Raw genomic sequence first — 20250 nt, 5'->3', positions numbered from 1 at the left:
GCTTTTCTATGTCAAATTGACAGCTTACATGCGACCTGCATGCTTATTGTGCTCTATACTTGACCTGCTGATTAAAAGCATAAACACGAAACAGGATCACATCATAACGACATCAAATTGCTCTTGACTGTACAGGGTTTCAGTCTGTACTTTAATCTGCTTGCCGATGAAGACTTCAAGCTCAGCCAAATTATGATACTCGTCATTTTCTAATGATTCACTCACCGATGATGAGGTGTAGACAATAAATTTATCCGCGTCATAAGCGCGATTTACCCGGACAATTTCTCGTAGAATTTCAAAACACACGGTTTCAACTGTTTTCACATACCCACGACCGTGACATACCGCACACTCACCACATAAAATATGCTCTAGGCTTTCACGCGTGCGTTTTCGGGTCATTTCCACCAGACCTAATGCGGAGAAACCTGACAAACTGTATTTAACATTATCTTTCGCCATCGCCATATCTAAACTATGTAAAACACGACGCTGATGATCTTTTATATTCATATCAATAAAATCAACGATAATAATACCACCGAGGTTTCTTAACCTAAGCTGTCGAGCAATCGCTTGTGTTGCCTCAATATTAGTATTAAAAATCGTTTCTTCTAAATTACGATGCCCGACAAAAGCACCGGTATTAATATCAATGGTGGTCATGGCTTCGGTTTGATCTATGATCAAAGACCCCCCTGATTTCAACTCAATTTTTCGATGCAATGAGCGCTGTATTTCGTTTTCAACGTTAAACAAATCAAAAATAGGGCGTTCGCCTGGGTAACATTCCAACACTGGCGCTAAATTGGGGACAAATTCAGTGGTAAACTCAAGCAACTGTTCATAAGTGAGTTTTGAATCAATACGAATACGCTCAAGTGAAACACCCACAAAATCGCGCAGCACACGAAATGCTAACGATAAATCTTGATAGATAGGATCTTTGGTTTGTTTACGCTCTTTTCGCTCAAGAACTTTTGCCCAAACGCGACGCAAAAACTCAGCATCATGTTGTAGTTCTTCAATATTGGCACCTTCAGCGGCGGTGCGAACAATAAAGCCATGCTCTTTCGAACAATAAGGCGTAACGATCGATTTCAGACGATTTCGCTCTGCTGGGTCATCAATACGCTGTGATATTCCCGCGTGGCTAGCATTAGGCATTAACACTAAATAACGGGCCGCAATGGTAATGTCTGTGGTGAGTCGCGCACCTTTGGTGCCCATAGGGTCTTTAACAACTTGCACCACAATATGCTGGCCCTCATGCACCAAATTTCTAATATCAGGCACTTGTTCACTGCTGCTATCTTCGCTTAAAATGAGTTTAGAATTGATATCTGAGGCATGTAGAAAAGCGGCTTTGCCGAGATTAATATCAACAAAGGCCGCTTGCATACCGGGTAAAACACGAATAATTTTACCCAGATAAATATTGCCGACTAAGCCACGCCGAGTTTCACGTTCAACATGGACTTCTTGTAGTGAACCATTTTCGATTAACGCTACTCGTGTTTCACTTGGCGTAACATTGATAAGTAATTCACCGCTCATATCGATTCCTATTTATGTTTGTGTCATTGACGATGTTACGCCAAATGCTGATAACAGCTGTGCTGTTTCATATAAAGGTAAGCCAACAACGGCAGAATAACTACCACGAATTTGTTTGACAAATTGTCCTGCAATGCCTTGAATACCATAGGCACCGGCTTTATCTTGTGGCTCGCCTGTTTGCCAATAGCGCTTTATTTCTTGTTCGGTGAGGTTTTTAAAATCCACTTCAGTACTGACCACAACCACATCCATACGTTCACCTTTTACTGCAGCAATCGCCGTAACTACCTGATGAGTATGTCCCGACAGCATCTTAAGCATAGTGAGACAATCGGCAAGCGATTCAGGTTTGCCTAATATATGCTGACCAAAAACCACACTAGTATCCGAGCCAAGTACTACAACATCATCAGCATATTGCTTGGCAATGACACGGGCTTTTGCTAATGCCAAGCGCGCGACATATTGCTCAGGTTTTTCTGCTGCGAGTACCCTTTCATCAAGATCTGCAGGTGCACAGACAAAGTCGTAGCCCAGTTGTTGAAGTAGTTCTTGTCGGCGCGGTGATTGTGACGCCAAAATCAAAGTAGTAGACATGTTATGTTATTCTAAAGTTTCGTCTTATTTTACGTAAGAGTAAAAAAGCCCAGGGCCAGAGGATAATGGTGGTAAACACCGGATATAAGTAACTGGGTAAAAACACAGCGTCAGTTAAAAATCGTTGTAACCAAAAAACAATTAAGTGATATAACGCTGATAACACACCCATAATCAATGCTTGCTGCCAAACAGAAAAATTACGTATTTTCTGAAAATTTCCAGCAACAATATAAACGCTAATCGCCATAGCGCCGGCATGCACACCTAAAGTAGAGCCCAGTAAAACATCGAGAATAAAGCCCATAACCCAAGCTGAAATAACATTAACGCGCGAGGGCAATGCCAAACACCAGTAAAATAAAACCACTAATACCCAATCAGGGCGAAAAGCATCAACACTCAAGGGTAGTGGCATAATACTGGCGAGTAGTGCAACTAAAAGCGTTAAAAACATAATTAAACGACTAACAATACTCATTCAATATTGGCCTTTTCAGCGGGCAATGTTTTACTTTCATTAGGCCCTTGCAGATTATTCTGCTCTGGCCACAATAATAAAACATAACGTAAACGATCTATTTTGGCTACTGGCTGGCTTTGAATTTGAGAAAAAGCGCGTGATTCATCTTGAATAACACCGGTAACTTTTGCTACCGGATAGCCTTCTGGGAATTTACTACCTAAGCCTGAAGTCACTAGTAAATCGCCCGTACGAATATCACTACTGTGAGGGACATAATTATGGGTTAAGCGATCAATAACACCGCCGCCCGTGGCGATAAGTCTCAGACCATTACGGCTTATTCTCACCGGCACAGCGTGGGTAATATCAGTGATCAATAACACGCGGCTACTTGTGGTACCCACATGCAATATTTGGCCAACAACCCCTTCATCATCAATGACCGCTTGGCCTTCATAAACGCCGTCGTTAGCACCACGGTTGATCACCACTTGATGAGTATAAGGGTCACTGTCGACACTAAGAATTTCTGCCACCATTTTTTTAGCATCACCGTGCAATGGTGAAGCAAGCAAGGCTCTGAGTCGATTATTTTCACGTTGAACAATAGCTAATTGTAAAGCTTGCTCATGAAAGACTAACTCGTTGATTTTGTATTGTTGATTATCGGCGAGGAGTTGACGACGAGTGATAATATTATCTGCCGCCCAATTCATCATTTGTTTTGGCGCGGTAGCCAAATACTGTAATGGGCTGACCAATGATTGCAAAAAGCCTCGAGCTGGCTCAAAGCTATTCATTTTATGATCAAAAAATATTAATGATGCAGAACAAAGCAGCACCAAAACAAGTCGGTGCACAGGAGATGGTCCATGCTTAAATATAGGGTTCATAAATTAAACTTGTATAAATGCTAATTTATTTACCGCCATTGGCTTTAACTAGCCAGCAAATGTACTAAGTTGACGTTAATCAAGGAGTACATTCGATAAGGGTATTAGGCAAAATGGCGATAAGTAATTAGTATGCTACTCGTAGGAGAATAAATCGCCACCGTGCATATCAATCATTTCAATGGCCTTACCACCACCACGAGCTACACAAGTCAGTGGGTCATCAGCAACTACAACCGGAATACCGGTTTCTTCCATCAGTAAACGATCTATCCCTCTTAACAAGGCGCCGCCACCGGTTAAAATCATACCACGCTCTGAAATATCAGAGGCTAGTTCAGGTGGTGATTGCTCTAATGCCACCATAATCGCACTGACAATACCGGTTAACGGCTCTTGTAGCGCTTCTAAAATTTCATTGCTGTTTAAAGTGAAACTACGTGGTACACCTTCTGCTAAATTACGCCCGCGCACTTCAATTTCAAGTACCTCGTCGCCAGGGTAGGCAGAGCCAATTTCATGTTTAATGCGCTCAGCGGTTGCTTCACCAATTAAACTACCGAAGTTACGACGTACATAATTAATAATGGCATCGTCAAACTTATCACCGCCGATGCGCGCAGAAGAAGAATAAACCACACCGTTTAGAGAAATAATGCCGACTTCCGTGGTGCCACCACCAATATCAACCACCATGGAACCGGTGGCTTCTGACACTGGCATACCTGCACCAATTGCTGCCGCCATAGGCTCATCAATCAAATACACTTCACGCGCGCCAGCACCTATTGCTGATTCACGAATAGCACGTCGTTCAACTTGCGTAGAGCCGCAAGGCACACAAACTAAAACCCGTGGGCTTGGTCGTAAAAAATTATTGCTGTGTACTTGTTTAATGAAGTACTGCAACATTTTTTCAGTGACAAAAAAGTTAGCAATAACGCCATCTTTCATCGGACGAATGGCTTCAATGTTTCCGGGTGTGCGACCTAGCATTTGCTTGGCTGCCATACCGACTGCAGCCACACTTTTAGAGCCACCAGAGCGGTCTTGTCGAATGGCCACAACTGAAGGCTCATTCAAAACAATACCTTGGTCTTTTACATAAATAAGGGTATTTGCGGTTCCTAAGTCAATTGATAAATCGTTAGAAAACATGCCGCGTAATTTCTTAAACATATTGTCGAAATGTCCTTTAAACATAACCTAGGCAACAAATTGCCAGAATATTGTTGTACTTAATTTGCCCGCTACCAATTAGCTGACAAATGATATTTTTTACTGTTAGCACGCTATCATAGCGCAGACTATCGCGCTTGTGTTATTTCAATGACAAAATATGAAGAAATATTGAGATTATTTAACTAAAAAAGATAATTTGATAAACATTATCGCCAACACATTAAATAAATGCCTGATGTTAGCCAAGCGTAATATTAATTGAAGACTTCGTGCCATGAGATAATACGGTCATTACCACGATAAACCCCAAAGCTTAATGTCGCACTTGGGTTGTCATCGTAAAAATTACCATCATGATTAGCGTCTAAGCTATTCCACTTAAATGCTAACCAAGTGGGCACTTGATATTCCCATTCGAGTATCCCTTGTTCTTTGGGCTTGGAGAAAAATAATTGGTTTTGCATACCATAATAAAAAGCATCTGACACGCTAGCTTGGGTACTACCTACCTCTATGCTATCACCTCCTTCAATGTCGATTAAACGATAATCCCAAAGACCCAGATTGCCTGAGTATTTAGCCCCAGGCTCTTTGTCACCAATAAGCGGCGTTAAACAACTTTCATCGCTATGCGTGTTAAAGCTTGCACCATCATAGACTTCAATACTTACCTGCGATCGTAACTTGGCATACTCTGAGCCGTAACTATTTCGTAATACCATACGAGCAAAACGAATTTCTACCCCCTCGGTAACAAAGTCTTCGGTCGCTGATGCGGCCACTTTATTGGTCAGCGGATCGATAGCGAGTTTTATGCCATCTGTATCAGTAATTTGCTCAGTAACAAAGGGGATGTGTGCCGTAAAAGGCGCTAATAAACTGCTACCATTATGCTCATAACTGAAATGATCATTGTCCGAAAAAGTATAAAGCAATTCACCTGCATTATCAGGACTGGCACTTAAGCTACCTGTGTGCATAACGGCACTAATAGCAACGGGATCATCGCCATTACTGTCAACAACTTGCTGTATTTCATCATGTGTCGGTATATCAATATCAACACTACTGGCCGACAACTTCATAAAACCTTCAGACTTGCCCAAGGTATAATTTTCGGTAATACCGTTATTAGCATTGAATGCAGTAATAGTTACTTTTGGTTGAAGACTATAAGCAATAGCGCCTTCGTCGGTAATAGCGCCTTTATTATCTGTGCTGCGTTGTCCGGTATAAGCCCAATCAGAAAAGTTACAAGCACCTCTGTCGACAGAGTAAGGATAAGCATCAAAATCACCTTTATCTTCTTCCTCCCTAACCGTTTGCTTAAAATAAGCTGGCGTAAAACGCCCAACGGTTAAATCAATGGCCGATACTAAACCCTCTACCTTGCCCAAACCACCATAATTAGTATCTTGCATAGCAATTTTAATTATCCCAACTTCATCATATTGAGCACGACTAAAGTCCGATTGCCCTTTTACGCCAGCGTTAAAACTGCTCAGCGTTACATCTTGAGGTAGAGGGGTTGCGGTGATCGACTGCCCTGATGCGTAGATAAAACGGCCGTCAATTGCACCGTTTTGCGAAGGCGCTACTGGCGAGACTTTTAGCTGTAACTTGCCCTCTGTTTGGCGATAGTTTTGCGTTAAGTCGCCCGCAAGGTTCAATGCGCTGACAGTAAAATTGAAGTTTTCACCTGCTTTGTGTTTTATTGAACTAGTGGCACTATGACCCATTAAAGCGCCATTAGAATTTTTTGCTGTTAATGCAAAGTGATGGGGTTTCACCCAAAAATTATTCGAGCTACCGACAAGCGTGATGCCGTTCTTGGAATAATTAGCATGCAAACGAATTTGACCGGCATCAAAATAATTTGCTCTTGGTATAATAGCGATACTGTCATCACCAAAATGGAGTTTCACCTCATCGGTAAATTGTGGATATTTGGCGATAGTATCGCCTTGGGTTTGAAAGGCTAAGCCGGCGTTAAAAGCCAAATCAGGCGTAACATTCTCTTGCGCAAGGCTGACCTTTACCTCACCACTAAAAAGTCCTTCACAAACACCATTTTTACTTTTAACCGCTTGTAACTTTACCTGTTGACCAAACTCTTGACCTGACGTTTGCCCGCTAATAATTTCACTATGGCTATCACCATAAAAAAACCTAAAGCCAGTATCAGAAAAAGTCATCTGACAACTAGCATCACCGCCTGAGCACTGAACGGTATGGTTAGTATCAATCGATAATACAATCGTCTCAGCGGTTGTAAATGTAAATTTAAATTTGCTACCGGTGTCAATTTTTTTGGGCTCTCCTATCACCTTGCCTGTGTCTGGGTCGGTAATAATAAAGTTTACACTGACCTCACTTTCAGTTGTGCAGTCGATATCGGTACAAGCTTTTATGGTAATTGGCTCAGCCGCACAAGTTAAGCCCTTGCCATCATGAACAATTTCATAATGATCAATAGCCGGCTCTGTATTAGCTACTACGGTTACTTGTACGAAGTTTGTATAAAGAGTACTGTCTTTGCCATTGTTGTTTTTAGCTTGCGAAACGGCATATAAAATAATGGTATTTTTTTTCTCGCCGCCAATATAGTTAGCAATATCACTTGTAAACGAATATGTAAGGGCAATGTCACCTTTAGGTTTTTTTGACTTTATTATTTCTTGGTAGCTTTTACTCTCGAAGTTCCAAATATATAAAATAACCTTACGCTGTTGTTTTTTATTATTTTTATTATTTTTATTATTTTCAGCATAACCCTTCCACAATATATCGAGTTCAGTAACCGTAGATTTTTCCTGCTCTATAACAATAACAGAGCGCATTGATGGGAAGTTTTTGTTTTTAGTTGCCTTACTCACTAGATAATTTTCGTCATCAAACTCTAAAGTGTCATACTCTTCATTGGTAATGGCCGTTGATGGAAAATCGGACCTCGTTGGCACTTTTTCAGTCGATTCCCCCTTATAGGCAAAAATATTATCACCCTGCGAAGGCTTATCATAATTATACTCAGTATCTGCAAAGGCACTTGCCGAAAATGAAAACAAACAAAAAAACAAACACACAAAATACTGCATGCACTTAATTCCTTATATATCCAAAGCAGCTAACCTTAAAGCTAAACTAAACTTGAGCTTTAAGCTTTAAAATTACATTTTGACCCATAATTGAGTCGGGTGAGACTTTTGCCTCATCTCTCTCAAAGAACCACAAACACAAAAGGCTATACGTGCTAAATTCGCACCGGCTCATTTGATTAACATTTTTACATCCCTTTAATAACAAAAGAAAGGGAAATTAGATGTTTTTTATCATATTGATAACAATTAAGGTCACAGCAGCTGTTTTCACTTTATCTGTCGAATATCAGCCTATTGCTTTAAGCCACTGGTTTGGCATCGTATAGTTTGCCAGTAACAAGTAAACACCCTGTCATTGGGATTATTTCCCCCCCTTAGTCAGGCTGACGCCACTTGCTTTTGAACGGAGTGGGTTGGTAAGATTTTTATCAAGCTATTGTTGAGTAGGTTTACGCCGTATAAACCCTAGCAGTGCTGTGGCTAAAATCAATAAGGAGCTAGGTTCAGGAACCTGAGTTGTAGCGGCTCGAACATAGAAGGTATCGTAATAGTTAATAACAGAACCCTCTAACGACTTAATACCCGATCGACTGTTAAAGTTGACAGTATCTATGTGAGTAAAATCAGAATTCCAGTAAGCCACCGATTGAATAACTCTGCCATTGCGCTGAAAATCAGCCAAAGTTAAGGTAGAAAATAACCCTTCAAGCTCATTTCCTTCAATAAAAAGCCAACCTGCATGTGCACTCGGATCTTTAAATAGGTTAGTGACAAACAGTTTAGTTGTAGGGTCTATACCTTCATATTTCGTCGTATTTACCGGTGACGCCCACGTCCAGTCATAACCAGCATAAGTAATATAGCTATTTTCGCTAAGGTTTGAAGTAATGAGGCCGGCAACGGCTTGATTTGATGTAACAAGGAAGATAGAAAATGAAAACAAACAAACAAACAAATAAATAAAATACTTCATGCACTTAATCCCTTAAATATCCTAAGCAGCTAACCGTAAAGCTGAACTAAACTTGAGCTTTGAAAGTTACATTTTCAGCCATAATTGAGTCGGGTGAGATTTTTGTCTCATCACTCTAAAAGCAGCACAAATACAAAAGGCTATACACGCTAAATTCGTACCTAACTCATTAACTTAACAATTTTACACCCATTTAGTAACAAAAAAAAGACTAACTCGATGTTTTTTTATCATTTTTATAACAATAGGTAAGAACAGCTGTTTGCAGTTTATCTGTCTGATATCAGCCTATGCCTTTAAGCCACTGGTTTGGCATTGCGTAATTTGCCACTAACAGCCAGGTCATTGGGATTATTTTCCCCCTTAGTCAGGCTGACGCCACTTGCTTTTAAATCGACGAAGTGGGTAAGATTTTTATCAAGCTTTTATCAAGCTATTGTTGAGTAGGTTTACCTCATATAAACCCTAGCAGTGCTGCGGCTAATATCAATAAGGAGCTAGGTTCAACAACCTTTGTCATGGCTGCTCGAACATAGAAGGTCTCGTCATAGTTAACAACAGGACCCTCTAACGACTTAATACCGGAGCGACGGTTAAAGTTGAAAGTATCTATGTCAGTCAAGTGAGGTAAGTGAGGTAAGTAAAATGAAAACTCCAGTCAATCGCAGATTGAATTACGACTTGACCCTGTTAGAGGTTAATGGCTTTAGCTCAGTCGTGATTGTGACTAAGATTGAAGCTAAAATATGGATCAAGTGTTTAACCCAGTCAAGCTTATGCTTAGCGTTTAAAATGGCGGCAAGTGTTATCTTGGTAAGTAGGGGTACAAGCGAGTTAAGTCGCAATTTTACTGACCGCTTTTGACTAATGCTCTGTGCTTGCTCTTGATAGTCGCTTATCTTCAATCCTGTCTCTAGCTATTAAATAACGCGCTACAAAGCCTTTGAGACAAATCAAAGCGAGCTAAGGGTACGGGCTTCGACCGCTATTTTTCTTGAGGTGAATTCGCTGCCAATAGCACAGGTGCCCGTGGCAGTGATTGTGTAATAACGAATAGTATCGTGGTCAATATGAGAGCAAGTAACACTAACTTTACACTGCGCTAAGCCCGGCGTATTATTAAAACTGTCAATCTCATGCTGGGCTTCACAAGCAGCAGGGCCGCTTAAAGGAAATACTTTAGCCAACTGCCACTGTAAGCCACTCTGTGCTGCCGTATAAGCCCGTGTTCCTAATACTTCATAGGCGACACTTTCTTGGCTCGACTCTAACATTTTCACTAAAGCGGCGCCGAGCACTGACAAGACAATAATCACAAAAATAGCGATCATTAATGCGCTACCCGCTTGTTGATTGGGGTATCGAGGCTTTCCTGATTGGCTAAGCAATTTGCGAGGCAATTTGCGAGGCAATTTTGTTAGTCTAAACGATTTTTTAGGGAACATTCGGCACCTGTATCTCATTATTAAAGACAATCTCTTCTAGGTTACGAGCAAACTTCAACCTGATGAGTGCTAAGCCATTTCGTTGTAATGTCGCTCGGATGGTTTGAAAGGGAAACTCGTCGACTGCATAATTATCGACATATTTTGCCATCAAGACTTTATCAGGATCAGGGGTACTATTTGGCGTGCCATTGGAATTGCAAGGATCAGGGGTACTATTTGGCGTGCCATTGGAATTGTAAGGGCCAAAATCATAATTTTGGTAACGATAAATAGCTTGTTTTTCAATACAATAACAATAACTTACTGGTGAGCCAAGAAAATACAAACGTTCGGTTGGTGATTCCTCATTAAAAATAATTTCGGTTGGTGGTTCCTCATTTAAATCAATATTGTTAGAAAAAATTATTTTTTTCTCGTAGGTATTAACCGGGTCGTCGGTAACACTTTTGACGAATAATGCTTTAATGACACCGCTGTCTAGATTATATATATCGACACTATCTAACGCATAAACAGCAACATATTTTGTGGTATCAACAACATATTGTGTGTCGCCGTCCAACATAAGCACATCAACACTATCCCTTGCCGGTTCTGGTGCCACAGGAATATCAAGATAAACCACGCTTTTAACGATAGGCACAAATTCTAAGCATTGATTCTTGTCGCCGTGAGCACGAATACTATTAGGCAAGGCGTTTCTGACTTCACGATTAAGCCGCTCTACCACGAATCTTGCGCTAGAGATTAAGGCATCTCTGTCGGCAGCATGGGTATAACTTTGCACGCCAAAGCGAAGAAATGAGCTAATACCGGTTGCCAACACCCCTAATATAACAATCACGGTAACTAGCTCAATTAAAGTAAAGCCCTGCTGATTTTTAGCTTGATACTTAGGCTGATGTTTAAGCTTATTTTTAGAGCCAGACATTAAAAATTCGCCCGATAGACAGCAAATACAAAATCAAAATCTTGCGGCGTGGTGATGGTTACTGTAATCAGCTTAGCGGTATATTCGTTATCATCCTCGTCATGGTCGCCATCGTAATCACTGTCGTTAATCACTTGAACGTTAATTTGATAACCAACATAGATATCATTTAGAGAGTCACCCAACGAATTTGCCATTATTGATAAGTTATTATAATCATCTACATCGTCAAATTGCTCTCTATTTCCTAATTCACCAGGTTCTGTCTCCTCAGCGCCCATTTCAATTTCTTTAGTGCACTCTGCTTCGCCATCTTCACCACAGCGATAAATGCCGCCCGACATATCAGAATTGTCATCAAAGGCTTTAGCAATAATTTCATTGATCATCGACTGGCCAAGTTCTGCGGCTTTAATTTGATGTACTTGCTTTGCACTTTGATTAGCTAACGGGTAAATTAAGCTGGTAAATATTGAAAAGGCAATTGATAACACCACAATACCGACAATGATTTCAATTAGGGTAAAACCTTGCTGTGATGCTTTAGTCGGCCGCAGCAATGTTGTGGATAGCTTTTGCTTAAAGCGCATGAATATAACCTTCTGACTCTATTTGCACACTGATAGTTTGCTCACCGGTAATGGTGATTTGACAAGGAGCAGTACAGGAGGGTCGCCCCATACTATCGAATAAAAAGCTATTGTTAGTTATATTACTGGAAAAGGTGACCTTGTCTTGGTCAGCTATCTGCACTTTTGTGGCGTTATCTTCAGAACTTGCACAGACATCAGGTGTGCCTAACTTTGTAGTAGTGAGCAAGACACGGTGGCATTCGCTGTTGTCGGCTTGAGTTTGTTGCATGGCTTTGAGTTGAATCAAGCGTAATTTCGCTATCACATCGGTACGATAGCCGTATTCAGAAAAGCCCTTAGCAGTAAAAAATTTCGGGGCTACTGTGACGGAGAGAATCCCCAGAATAATGATCACGATTATCAGTTCAATCAAAGTGAAGCCCTGACTTAAGCTTTTATTTAAGCTTTTATTTTTCAGATGATTAACATTATTCACATTTATCCCACCACCAATAACTATACAAACACTATACAATAACTATACCAAACGCACTAAATACAGGCGTTTAATATAAAATCCGGGGCATTACCTTCACTAGCCGGCTTAGTATAATAAACAATACAAGGGTCGTCTAAGCTCGTTGGCGGCGTAACATCACCGCGATAGATAGCGATAATACTGCCCCCTGTACCACCCAATGTACGATAGTTGAAATCGGCGACATCAAGACTTATCAATCGTTGCCACTCGCCGGCATTAGCTAGCGGATAACCAAAAGTAATAACTAACTCACCATCATCATCCACACCACCACCGTCACCGATATTAACCGTACCAGTGGCAAGCTTTTGATTACCTTTAACCAACGACTTACTATACACCATAGCCGCAGCACCCTGCATTGTCGCCTTAACACCTTGTAATGTTGCCGTTTGTGCATCTGCTTTTAAATTAATAAATTTAGGTGCTGCAGTGGCTGCCAAAATGCCCAGAATGACAATGACGACAATCAGCTCGATTAAGGTGAATCCTTTGGCATTCATATTATTCCCTTTTATTACCTTTATTACCTTTATTACTTTTATTAAATCACTCAAGCTATTAATAGCTTAACGTACTAGAACCATTAAAGCGTTAGCCATAAATACATGGCTATTAATCAGCTTAATCACATTGGTGTTAAAAATACATGACCACTTTTCTACCCGTTAGTTACCTTTAAATGGCGGGTACTAAAAACGCTGAGTTTTTAACTATTCCCTTGGCTTATGTACTGTGCATAATAAAGCGCATATAAAGCGAACACTTAGCCTGTATTATTTTATACCCGCCAATTTCTTGTCTTTGAATGTGTTCATTCCTGAATTTTTTATTATTAAATAATGAACTAATAATCATTCATTAACAAACAAGGACTGATTAAGCTTTTTTTAGCTGAATAAATACAATAATGTTAATAGACTCAGCCGCCCAAAACAGAAAAAAGAGAGCTTAGCTCTCTTTTATTAAAATTTTCTTTACTATATTAGCGACTACAAACAAGCACTTACTACAATGACTGGTAACGTGTCTTTAGCAGTTGGTGCGGCGTAAGAAACAAAACAATCATCTGGAGCTGCGGTTACAGTCTCACCAATATAAACATAAAAGTCACCACCACTAATCGTTAATGTTTTAAAGTCTGCTGCAGCAACCTCTATCAAGTCAGTCCAAGCACCATCTGGAGTACCAGTAACATAATCAGCCAACGGATAGCCAAAAGTAATAGCTAATGCTTCACCGTTTACCATTACAGTGGGATCATCTGCAACAGCTGTATCCTGATTCCCTTTGATCAATGATTTACTATGCACCAAGGTAGCAGCCGATTGCATTGAAGCTTTAACCGCTTGTAATGTTGCCGTCTTAGCGTCGTCTTGTATGTTAATAAACTTAGGCGCCGCTGTTGCCGCTAAAATACCTAAAATAACAATAACCACCACTAATTCGATTAGGGTAAAACCTTTTTGCTTGCTAAAACTATTATTTGTTAACTGCTTCATAACATAAACCTTTATTGTTGATAATTAATTGTAATTAATTATTGAGTGTTAATTAATTATTGTTGATATAAACAACCACTGCACTATCTGCGGGTTGGTAAGTAAAACTGTTACCTATGCTAGTTGAAGCACCGGGGTCAGCAAAGTCATTGTTGGCATCTTTATTTAAAGTTTCTTTCAAATAAAAATGGCATAAGCTTGTTGCTGCCGAACCCGACTTAACCGCTAGATAATCTAGGGTGTTGTCACTGTTTAATGTCGCAATGCTGTCAGTTAAACGCGGTGGCTGTTGAAAAATACTTTGCCATATATCCACGCAGTTTGCTGCGCTAAAGTCACCGCCTAATGTGGCGCCATTATTTTGACCCGCAACTGAAGACACCACATAACCCGGACGAATACCGGTCGCTTGGGTAGTTAAAATTAAATCTGTGCCGTCATAATCCACCATATTTTGGCTGGTGGCATTTTTGGGGCGACCTTCAGCCTCCCATTGAGCACGCACCAATGAAACGGCTGTGGCGAAACCACCGGCCATGCCTTCAATATTGGCTTGCTTAGCTTGATCCGTTAAGTCGAGGAACTTAGGAATTGCGGTAACCGCCAAAAAGCCTAAGATCACCACCACAATAACTAATTCTATAAGGGTAAAACCTGACTGCTTATTCATAACCACCTCTTAACGTTTCTTGACGTTTCTTGACGTTTCTTGACGTTTCTTGACGTTTCTTGACGTTTCATTGATATTTTATTAACGTCTTATTAATCATAATATAGCTTTGATCATTTTAACGCAATCATAATATATGACTTGATTATCTTAACGATTGTAATACCATTTTAACAACTAATTTTAACAATTAAATGTCAACAATGTAACTGACTTATTCACATTATGCGCTAAATGCTGATTAAAGATTAAAAAACTTGCTCTTCAATCGCTATCTTATATGCATTAAATATGCCAGTTTAATATGCCAGTTTAATTTCACTGACTTTGCCGTTATGGCGCTGATAAGTGAAATACTCACCACTGGGTAAACTATATTGGCAGTAGGGCAGCACTTGCTTTTGCTGCTCAACCAAAACAGCACTAATAGGAGCCCTCATATACAACAAAGGGGCTTCCATAACATAGTGCCAAATTATTTGACACAACAAAGCTTGATCTTGGCTGTCGACCCAACCCCATTTATTCACTGGCACTTGCAGCATAAGGCCGCCATCAGGTTGAATTTGGTTGCTGGCAAGGCGCACAAAACGCGGTTTTAAATCCATAAACCATTGACCGCGAATACCATTGACTCGCGCGGAAAAAACTTGCGCTATTGATGAAAATCCGGCTTGGTTTATTTGCCCTTGCTGTTTAAAAAAGTAAAAAATAAAACTCGCCATTAATGACGCGACAAGCACCACCACGACTAAAATTTCGGTTAATGACTTTTCACTTTTATTAGCCACTTGTAATGATGTCATGAACTTTGCCTCCTAATAACAAATACATTTACTTGCCTTGAAAGGCTGACATCATATTCCACATTGGGCTAAATATACCTAAGGCTAATACTAACACCATGGCGGCAACTATGGCGATTAGAATAGGTTCAATACGTGCGGTTAAGGTACTTAGCTCGTAATCTACCTCGCGCTCGTAGTAATCACCCACTTCGGCTAATAACTCATCAACTCGACCGGTTTCCTCACCAACGGCAATCATTTGCAGTACCAGCGGGGTAAATAAGCCACTAGTCGCCGAGGAACGTAACAAACTTTCGCCGCTTTCAATACTGCTGCGCATCGCCAAAATTTTATCGCGCATATAAGTATTGTCAACCGCGTCAGCCACTAAGGTTAAGCCAGTGGTCATGGGGACACCCGCACGCAAGATAATAGAAAAACTATGGGCAAAACGTGACAAAATTGAGCGTTCAATAACGCTGCCAACAATCGGCAATTTTAATTTGCGTTTATCCCAGGCATACATGCCAACCGGTGTGGCTAAATAACGTTTCAGTGAAAAAATGCCGACAATACTGGCTATGAGCATATGTGGCCAATAATGGAGAAAAAAGCTTGAGCTAGCAATCAGCATTTTGGTTGTCAAAGGTAAATCAGCGCCTAGTTTGGCGAACATACTGGCAAACGTCGGGATAACGAAAATATTTAAAATAACTAACGCCGCCACTAAGGCAATTAACACAAAGCTGGGATAACGTAAGGCGGTTTTAATACGTTTTCGGGTTTCTTGCTCGCGCTCAAAATAGCCAGCAAGCTTTAAAAAGGCTTGGTCGAGATTACCGGTATTTTCGCCAACATGGACCAATGAGACAAATAACGGATTAAATATTTTTGGGTGTTTGTGCAAGCTAGTCGACAGAGGAAAACCGCCTTCTAATTGTGCTGAAATATCAATTAACGCTGACTTTAACTTTACTGAGGTACTCGATTCGGCCATACCTTTAATGGCTCTTAAAATAGGCACACCTGATCTGACCAAGGCATACATTTGTCGACAAAAAACAATCACGTCATCAAGGGTAACTTGGTTAAGCCCTAATAAATCCTCGATATCAATATCTTTACCCACAACCGCTGTATTAGCCTGTGTGGCCGTTTCTATTGATATGGGAATAATACGTTTGCGAGACAATTGCTCTGCCGCCAGAGCAGAGTTTGCCGCGTCAATCACCCCCTTGACTTGGCTACCGTTGGCATCTCGGCCAATATAATTAAATGCGGGCATAATATTATGGCTTATCCTGTGACATCAACGGTTTCTACTAAACGCAGTACTTCTTCAACACTGGTGACACCCAGTTTAGCGTAGTCGAATGCGGCTAAGGCTAAAGGCCTGAACCCTGGATGTTGTTTAGCGGCTTGGGTGAAAGCTTCGGTGTCATCACGCTTTAACGCCGCCATCATGGGCTCATTCATTTCTAATAACTCAAAAACACCAATACGGCCTTTATATCCAGTGTATTGGCAGGTTTGACAACCTCGACCATGGCTAAAATTAAGGGCATTAATATCCTCGTCAACCAGATGAGACAGCCACATAATTTCTTGTTGTTCGGGTTGATAAGCTTGACGGCAACTTTCACACACTTTACGGACTAAGCGCTGAGCGATAATAGCGCGCAGCGAACTGCCGACTAAAAATCCTGCCGCCCCCATATCTAAAAGACGTAACGCACTGGTGATGGCATCATTGGTATGTAGTGTTGATAACACTAAGTGACCGGTTAATGCGCCTCGTAAGCCAATTTCTACCGTTTCTTGATCGCGCATCTCACCCACCATAAGAATGTCAGGATCTTGTCGTAAGGCGGTACGTAATACAGTAGAAAAAGTTAGATTAATTTTACTATTGATTTGTACCTGATTAACACGCGGCAAGCGATATTCTACTGGGTCTTCTGCTGTGATGATCTTCTTACTGGCTTTATTCAGTTCACTTAATGCCGCATACAAGGTGGTGGTTTTACCACTACCGGTTGGGCCAGTAACCAGCACCATGCCGTGTGGTCGTGAAATTTGATGACGAATGCGTTTAACAAAGTCTTCTGGCATACCGGTTTCATCGAGCGACAGTAAACCCGCTGACTGATCCAGTAAACGCATAACAACAGACTCACCATATTGCACTGGCATGGTTGACATACGCACATCAATATTATGGCCATTAATTTTTAAATTAAAACGCCCATCTTGTGGTAAACGCTTTTCTGAGATGTCTAAGCCGGCCATGAGTTTTAAGCGTAAGACCATGGCAGAGGCAATTTTATTTTCTTTTAAGATATTTTCTTGCAGCACGCCATCAATACGCTGGCGAATGCGCAGAGCGTTTTCATCGGGTTCAATATGAATATCAGAGGCGCGCATTTGCACGGCATCTTCAAACACTGACTGCAATAACTTGCCAACGGTTGCATCACCGCCTTCTTCAAGGAAGTTGTTTGACATATCAAAGTTATTACTTTGATCATATTCTTCCTCTAATTGACTCGCGAACGACTCTATATCTGCGGTGCGTCGATACAAACCATCAAAGGCATTGAAGAGTTGCGACTCCATCACCACAGCCAGGTTTAAACGTTTTGGTGCTAACATTTGCTCTAGTTGGTCAAGGGCACTTAAATCAGCAGGATCGCTCATGCCAATGAGCACAGAGTCGCCTTGGTCTTCAATAACAATGGCGCGTAGACGTCGTGCGTGCACCTCAGGTAACAATAACGCCACTTCATCTGGAATTCTACGTTGGCTGATATCTAAAAAAGGCACATCGAGTTGTTGGGCAAAAAACTCGAGTAGTTGTCGTTCGTTAATATGGCCTAGTTCAATTAAAGCACCACCGAGTTTTCGGCCGCTGGTTTTTTGGCTGCTTAACGCCTCCATCAGTTGCTCATTACTGATAATGTTTTCGTAAACCAGTAAATCGCCCAAACGCATCTTTAATTTAGGTGCTGCCATATTATTCTCCTAACTCTATCAGGCGTTCTCGAGCAAATTTCGTCGCACTGCTAGATAAATTATTGCGTGCTATTGCTTGCTTATAAGCGTCTCTTGCGGGCACAAAATTGCCCAGACTATCCAATGAGACGGCAACGCCTAACCACCATCGACCTACATCAGGCTCTAATGTGATTAATTTTCGGTAAGCGGTAATGGCACTGTTATGCTCATTAAGTTCTGCCGAGGTGTTAGCTAATAGTGTTTGTATCTCGGCACTATTAATGGCTTTTATTGGCCCTAATATATTGTATGCCTGCCTTGCCTGACCTTGTTGGTAGTATATTCGAGCACTCATTAAACGCATTTCTTGTGCTTGTGGTGCGAGTGCAATACCTTGCGATAAGAGGTTAATCGCATCTCGATAAGACTTTTTACCGTACCATAACGCCGCCAACTGTTTACGTGCGGTTTCATGCTCAGGCATAACGAGCAGCACTTCTTCAAATAACGCTTCAGCTTTAGCTAGATTATTGCGTTCCATGGCTTGTTCAGCTTCAGAAATTTTATTGGCTGCCAAGGCTTGTGGTGATAATTGTCTGCGGGAAATAGTTAAACTTGACTTAGCTTTAAGCGTTTCATTAACCGGCTCAGGTGCAATGCTATTATCGTCGACTTGAAGCGGCGAGGGTTTTACAGCTACGGAATTTTTTTCTGTCATTTTCGCGGCTATGCTGTTGCCTTTTTGTTCATTTTGTTGCTGGAGATTACTCGCCAAGGCGCTGTTATCTTTAGGGCTTGGCAAGCTTGATGCCACCATAGCTATTGGCGCTTTTGCTTCTGCTAGCTTGGGAGCAGATATTTTATTGTGCTGGGTTGTGGCTAAATTTTTTTCTGTGGCCAGCCTGATAGTTTCTTGCTGTACTTGCATTCTTAATTGCTGGTTTTCACTGTAAAGTTGCCAGCCAAATAGGCCCGCCACATTCAACATAATAATCACAGTAACTATGACTATAATCAGCTGAGTATTTGAGTTTTTTGTTGGCCCAGAAACAGCTAGCTTAGCCGCATTTTGCTGCTCGCTTTGACGCTTATCTAAATCTTTTAACATTTGGTTAATGACACTCATAACAAGGTCCCCAAAATATCCCAGAAAAAGTATAAGCCAGCCAAAACGGTGACAATTAATAAGCTCATGAGATAAAATTTTCCTGCTGTTTTTTCTTGCATACCTTCAGTATCTTCTATGGCTCGGCTTAAATGTTTATTGGTGAGTTGATAACGACCTTCGCCATAAGCAAGCATTAGCATTTTATGGCAAATAATATTAACCAGCCTTGGAATACCGCCACTGACCTTAGCCACTTTTTTTGCCAAAGCCCGACTAAATAAAGGGGCGCCGTTATGGCCCGCTACTTGTAATCTATGTTGAATATAATGTTCAACCTCAAAGGTATTCATCGGGCGCAATTTATAAGAAAATGTAATACGTTGTTTCAATTGCCGAAAGGCCTTTTCAGCCAATCTTTCATCTAACTCTGGCTGAGCAAATAAAACCACTTGTAATAATTTGCGGGTTTCGGTTTCAATATTGGTAAATAAGCGCAATGCCTCAAGACTCTCACCCGGTAGCGCTTGCGCTTCATCGAGAATCAGTACCACTGAATTACCTTGACTGTTTAACTCTACTAATCGTTGCTGAATACGTTGAGTTAACAGCTGCACCGACATACTTTGTGCCTGTTGAACACCTAACTCAACCGCTACCGCACGGCGTAACTCATCAGGTTCTAAATAGGGGTTGGGAATATAAGCGGTAACAAAATTATCCGGTATTTCATTTAACAATTTGCGGCATATTAAGGTTTTACCTGTACCCACTTCACCCACCACTTTAATAAAACCTTCACCGGTTTTTAGCGCGGTAAACAGCACAGCTAGTGCCTCGTTGTGAGATTCTAAGCCTAAATAAAAATTGGTATTTGGGGTCAGGGTAAAGGGTAACTCCCTTAAGCCAAAATGATTAAAATACATA

General features: G+C 41.0%; 19 protein-coding genes. All 19 read right to left on the bottom strand.

Features of this window, described 5'->3' with window-relative positions:
- Window positions 1-96 precede the first annotated feature (96 nt).
- The 19 genes from rng to H4J54_RS13875 all read right to left on the bottom strand — a co-directional run bounded on the left by rng (window position 97) and on the right by H4J54_RS13875 (window position 20249).
- Window positions 97-1560 carry a ribonuclease G gene (gene rng, locus H4J54_RS13965; protein ID WP_182191601.1) on the bottom strand — a complete coding sequence of 488 codons (1464 nt, stop codon included), beginning with the start codon at window positions 1558-1560 and terminating at the stop codon, window positions 97-99.
- A 12-nt stretch (window positions 1561-1572) separates the two neighbouring features.
- Window positions 1573-2160, bottom strand: a complete 588-nt coding sequence (locus tag H4J54_RS13960) for a nucleoside triphosphate pyrophosphatase (protein WP_182191600.1) — start codon at window positions 2158-2160, stop codon at window positions 1573-1575.
- A gap of 1 nt (window position 2161) precedes the next feature.
- Entirely contained in the window at window positions 2162-2641 is a 480-nt protein-coding gene (gene mreD / locus H4J54_RS13955; protein WP_182191599.1) for a rod shape-determining protein MreD, read from the bottom strand.
- Complete coding sequence (gene mreC / locus H4J54_RS13950; RefSeq protein ID WP_182191598.1) at window positions 2638-3519, bottom strand: rod shape-determining protein MreC; 882 nt, start codon at window positions 3517-3519, stop codon at window positions 2638-2640. Before mreC ends, mreD begins: the two co-directional genes overlap by 4 nt.
- A 135-nt stretch (window positions 3520-3654) precedes the next feature.
- On the bottom strand, window positions 3655-4698 hold the full coding sequence (locus tag H4J54_RS13945; protein WP_182191597.1) for a rod shape-determining protein: 1044 nt from the start codon (window positions 4696-4698) through the stop codon (window positions 3655-3657).
- Window positions 4699-4955: 257 nt separating this feature from the next.
- On the bottom strand, window positions 4956-7796 hold the full coding sequence (locus H4J54_RS13940; protein WP_182191596.1) for a DUF6701 domain-containing protein: 2841 nt from the start codon (window positions 7794-7796) through the stop codon (window positions 4956-4958).
- A 436-nt stretch (window positions 7797-8232) separates the two neighbouring features.
- Window positions 8233-8772, bottom strand: coding sequence for a PEP-CTERM sorting domain-containing protein (locus H4J54_RS13935; protein ID WP_182191595.1), 540 nt, complete (start codon window positions 8770-8772; stop codon window positions 8233-8235).
- Window positions 8773-9725: 953 nt separating this feature from the next.
- The gene (locus H4J54_RS13930) at window positions 9726-10217 is read right to left on the bottom strand and encodes a pilus assembly PilX N-terminal domain-containing protein (protein ID WP_182191594.1); all 492 of its coding nucleotides are present in this window, start codon (window positions 10215-10217) and stop codon (window positions 9726-9728) included.
- Window positions 10207-11151 carry a PilW family protein gene (locus H4J54_RS13925; protein ID WP_182191593.1) on the bottom strand — a complete coding sequence of 315 codons (945 nt, stop codon included), beginning with the start codon at window positions 11149-11151 and terminating at the stop codon, window positions 10207-10209. The genes H4J54_RS13930 and H4J54_RS13925 overlap by 11 nt, the downstream gene beginning before the upstream one ends.
- Window positions 11151-11741 carry a prepilin-type N-terminal cleavage/methylation domain-containing protein gene (locus H4J54_RS13920; RefSeq protein WP_182191592.1) on the bottom strand — a complete coding sequence of 197 codons (591 nt, stop codon included), beginning with the start codon at window positions 11739-11741 and terminating at the stop codon, window positions 11151-11153. Before H4J54_RS13920 ends, H4J54_RS13925 begins: the two co-directional genes overlap by 1 nt.
- Entirely contained in the window at window positions 11731-12219 is a 489-nt protein-coding gene (locus H4J54_RS19720; protein ID WP_310650128.1) for a prepilin-type N-terminal cleavage/methylation domain-containing protein, read from the bottom strand. Before H4J54_RS19720 ends, H4J54_RS13920 begins: the two co-directional genes overlap by 11 nt.
- 56 nt (window positions 12220-12275) lie before the next feature.
- A complete protein-coding gene (locus tag H4J54_RS19715; protein WP_182191591.1) occupies window positions 12276-12767 on the bottom strand; it encodes a prepilin-type N-terminal cleavage/methylation domain-containing protein in 492 nt (163 codons plus the stop codon).
- 489 nt (window positions 12768-13256) lie between these two features.
- A complete protein-coding gene (locus tag H4J54_RS19710; protein ID WP_182191590.1) occupies window positions 13257-13766 on the bottom strand; it encodes a type II secretion system protein in 510 nt (169 codons plus the stop codon).
- 52 nt (window positions 13767-13818) lie between these two features.
- Complete coding sequence (locus H4J54_RS19705; RefSeq protein WP_182191589.1) at window positions 13819-14436, bottom strand: type II secretion system protein; 618 nt, start codon at window positions 14434-14436, stop codon at window positions 13819-13821.
- Window positions 14437-14735: 299 nt separating this feature from the next.
- Complete coding sequence (locus tag H4J54_RS13895) at window positions 14736-15242, bottom strand: hypothetical protein (protein WP_182191588.1); 507 nt, start codon at window positions 15240-15242, stop codon at window positions 14736-14738.
- A gap of 28 nt (window positions 15243-15270) precedes the next feature.
- Window positions 15271-16509 (bottom strand): type II secretion system F family protein, encoded by a 1239-nt coding sequence (locus tag H4J54_RS13890; protein ID WP_182191587.1) that lies wholly within the window; start codon window positions 16507-16509, stop codon window positions 15271-15273.
- A gap of 11 nt (window positions 16510-16520) precedes the next feature.
- Entirely contained in the window at window positions 16521-18236 is a 1716-nt protein-coding gene (locus H4J54_RS13885) for a GspE/PulE family protein (RefSeq protein WP_182191586.1), read from the bottom strand.
- A gap of 1 nt (window position 18237) precedes the next feature.
- Window positions 18238-19344, bottom strand: coding sequence for a lipopolysaccharide assembly protein LapB (locus H4J54_RS13880; RefSeq protein WP_182191585.1), 1107 nt, complete (start codon window positions 19342-19344; stop codon window positions 18238-18240).
- A complete protein-coding gene (locus H4J54_RS13875) occupies window positions 19341-20249 on the bottom strand; it encodes an ExeA family protein (protein ID WP_182191584.1) in 909 nt (302 codons plus the stop codon). Before H4J54_RS13875 ends, H4J54_RS13880 begins: the two co-directional genes overlap by 4 nt.
- Between the last annotated feature and the right edge of the window lies 1 nt (window position 20250).

Source organism: Colwellia sp. MB3u-8, assembly GCF_014076985.1.
GTDB lineage: Bacteria > Pseudomonadota > Gammaproteobacteria > Enterobacterales > Alteromonadaceae > Cognaticolwellia.
This window is presented reverse-complemented; position numbering and strand designations above follow the sequence as displayed.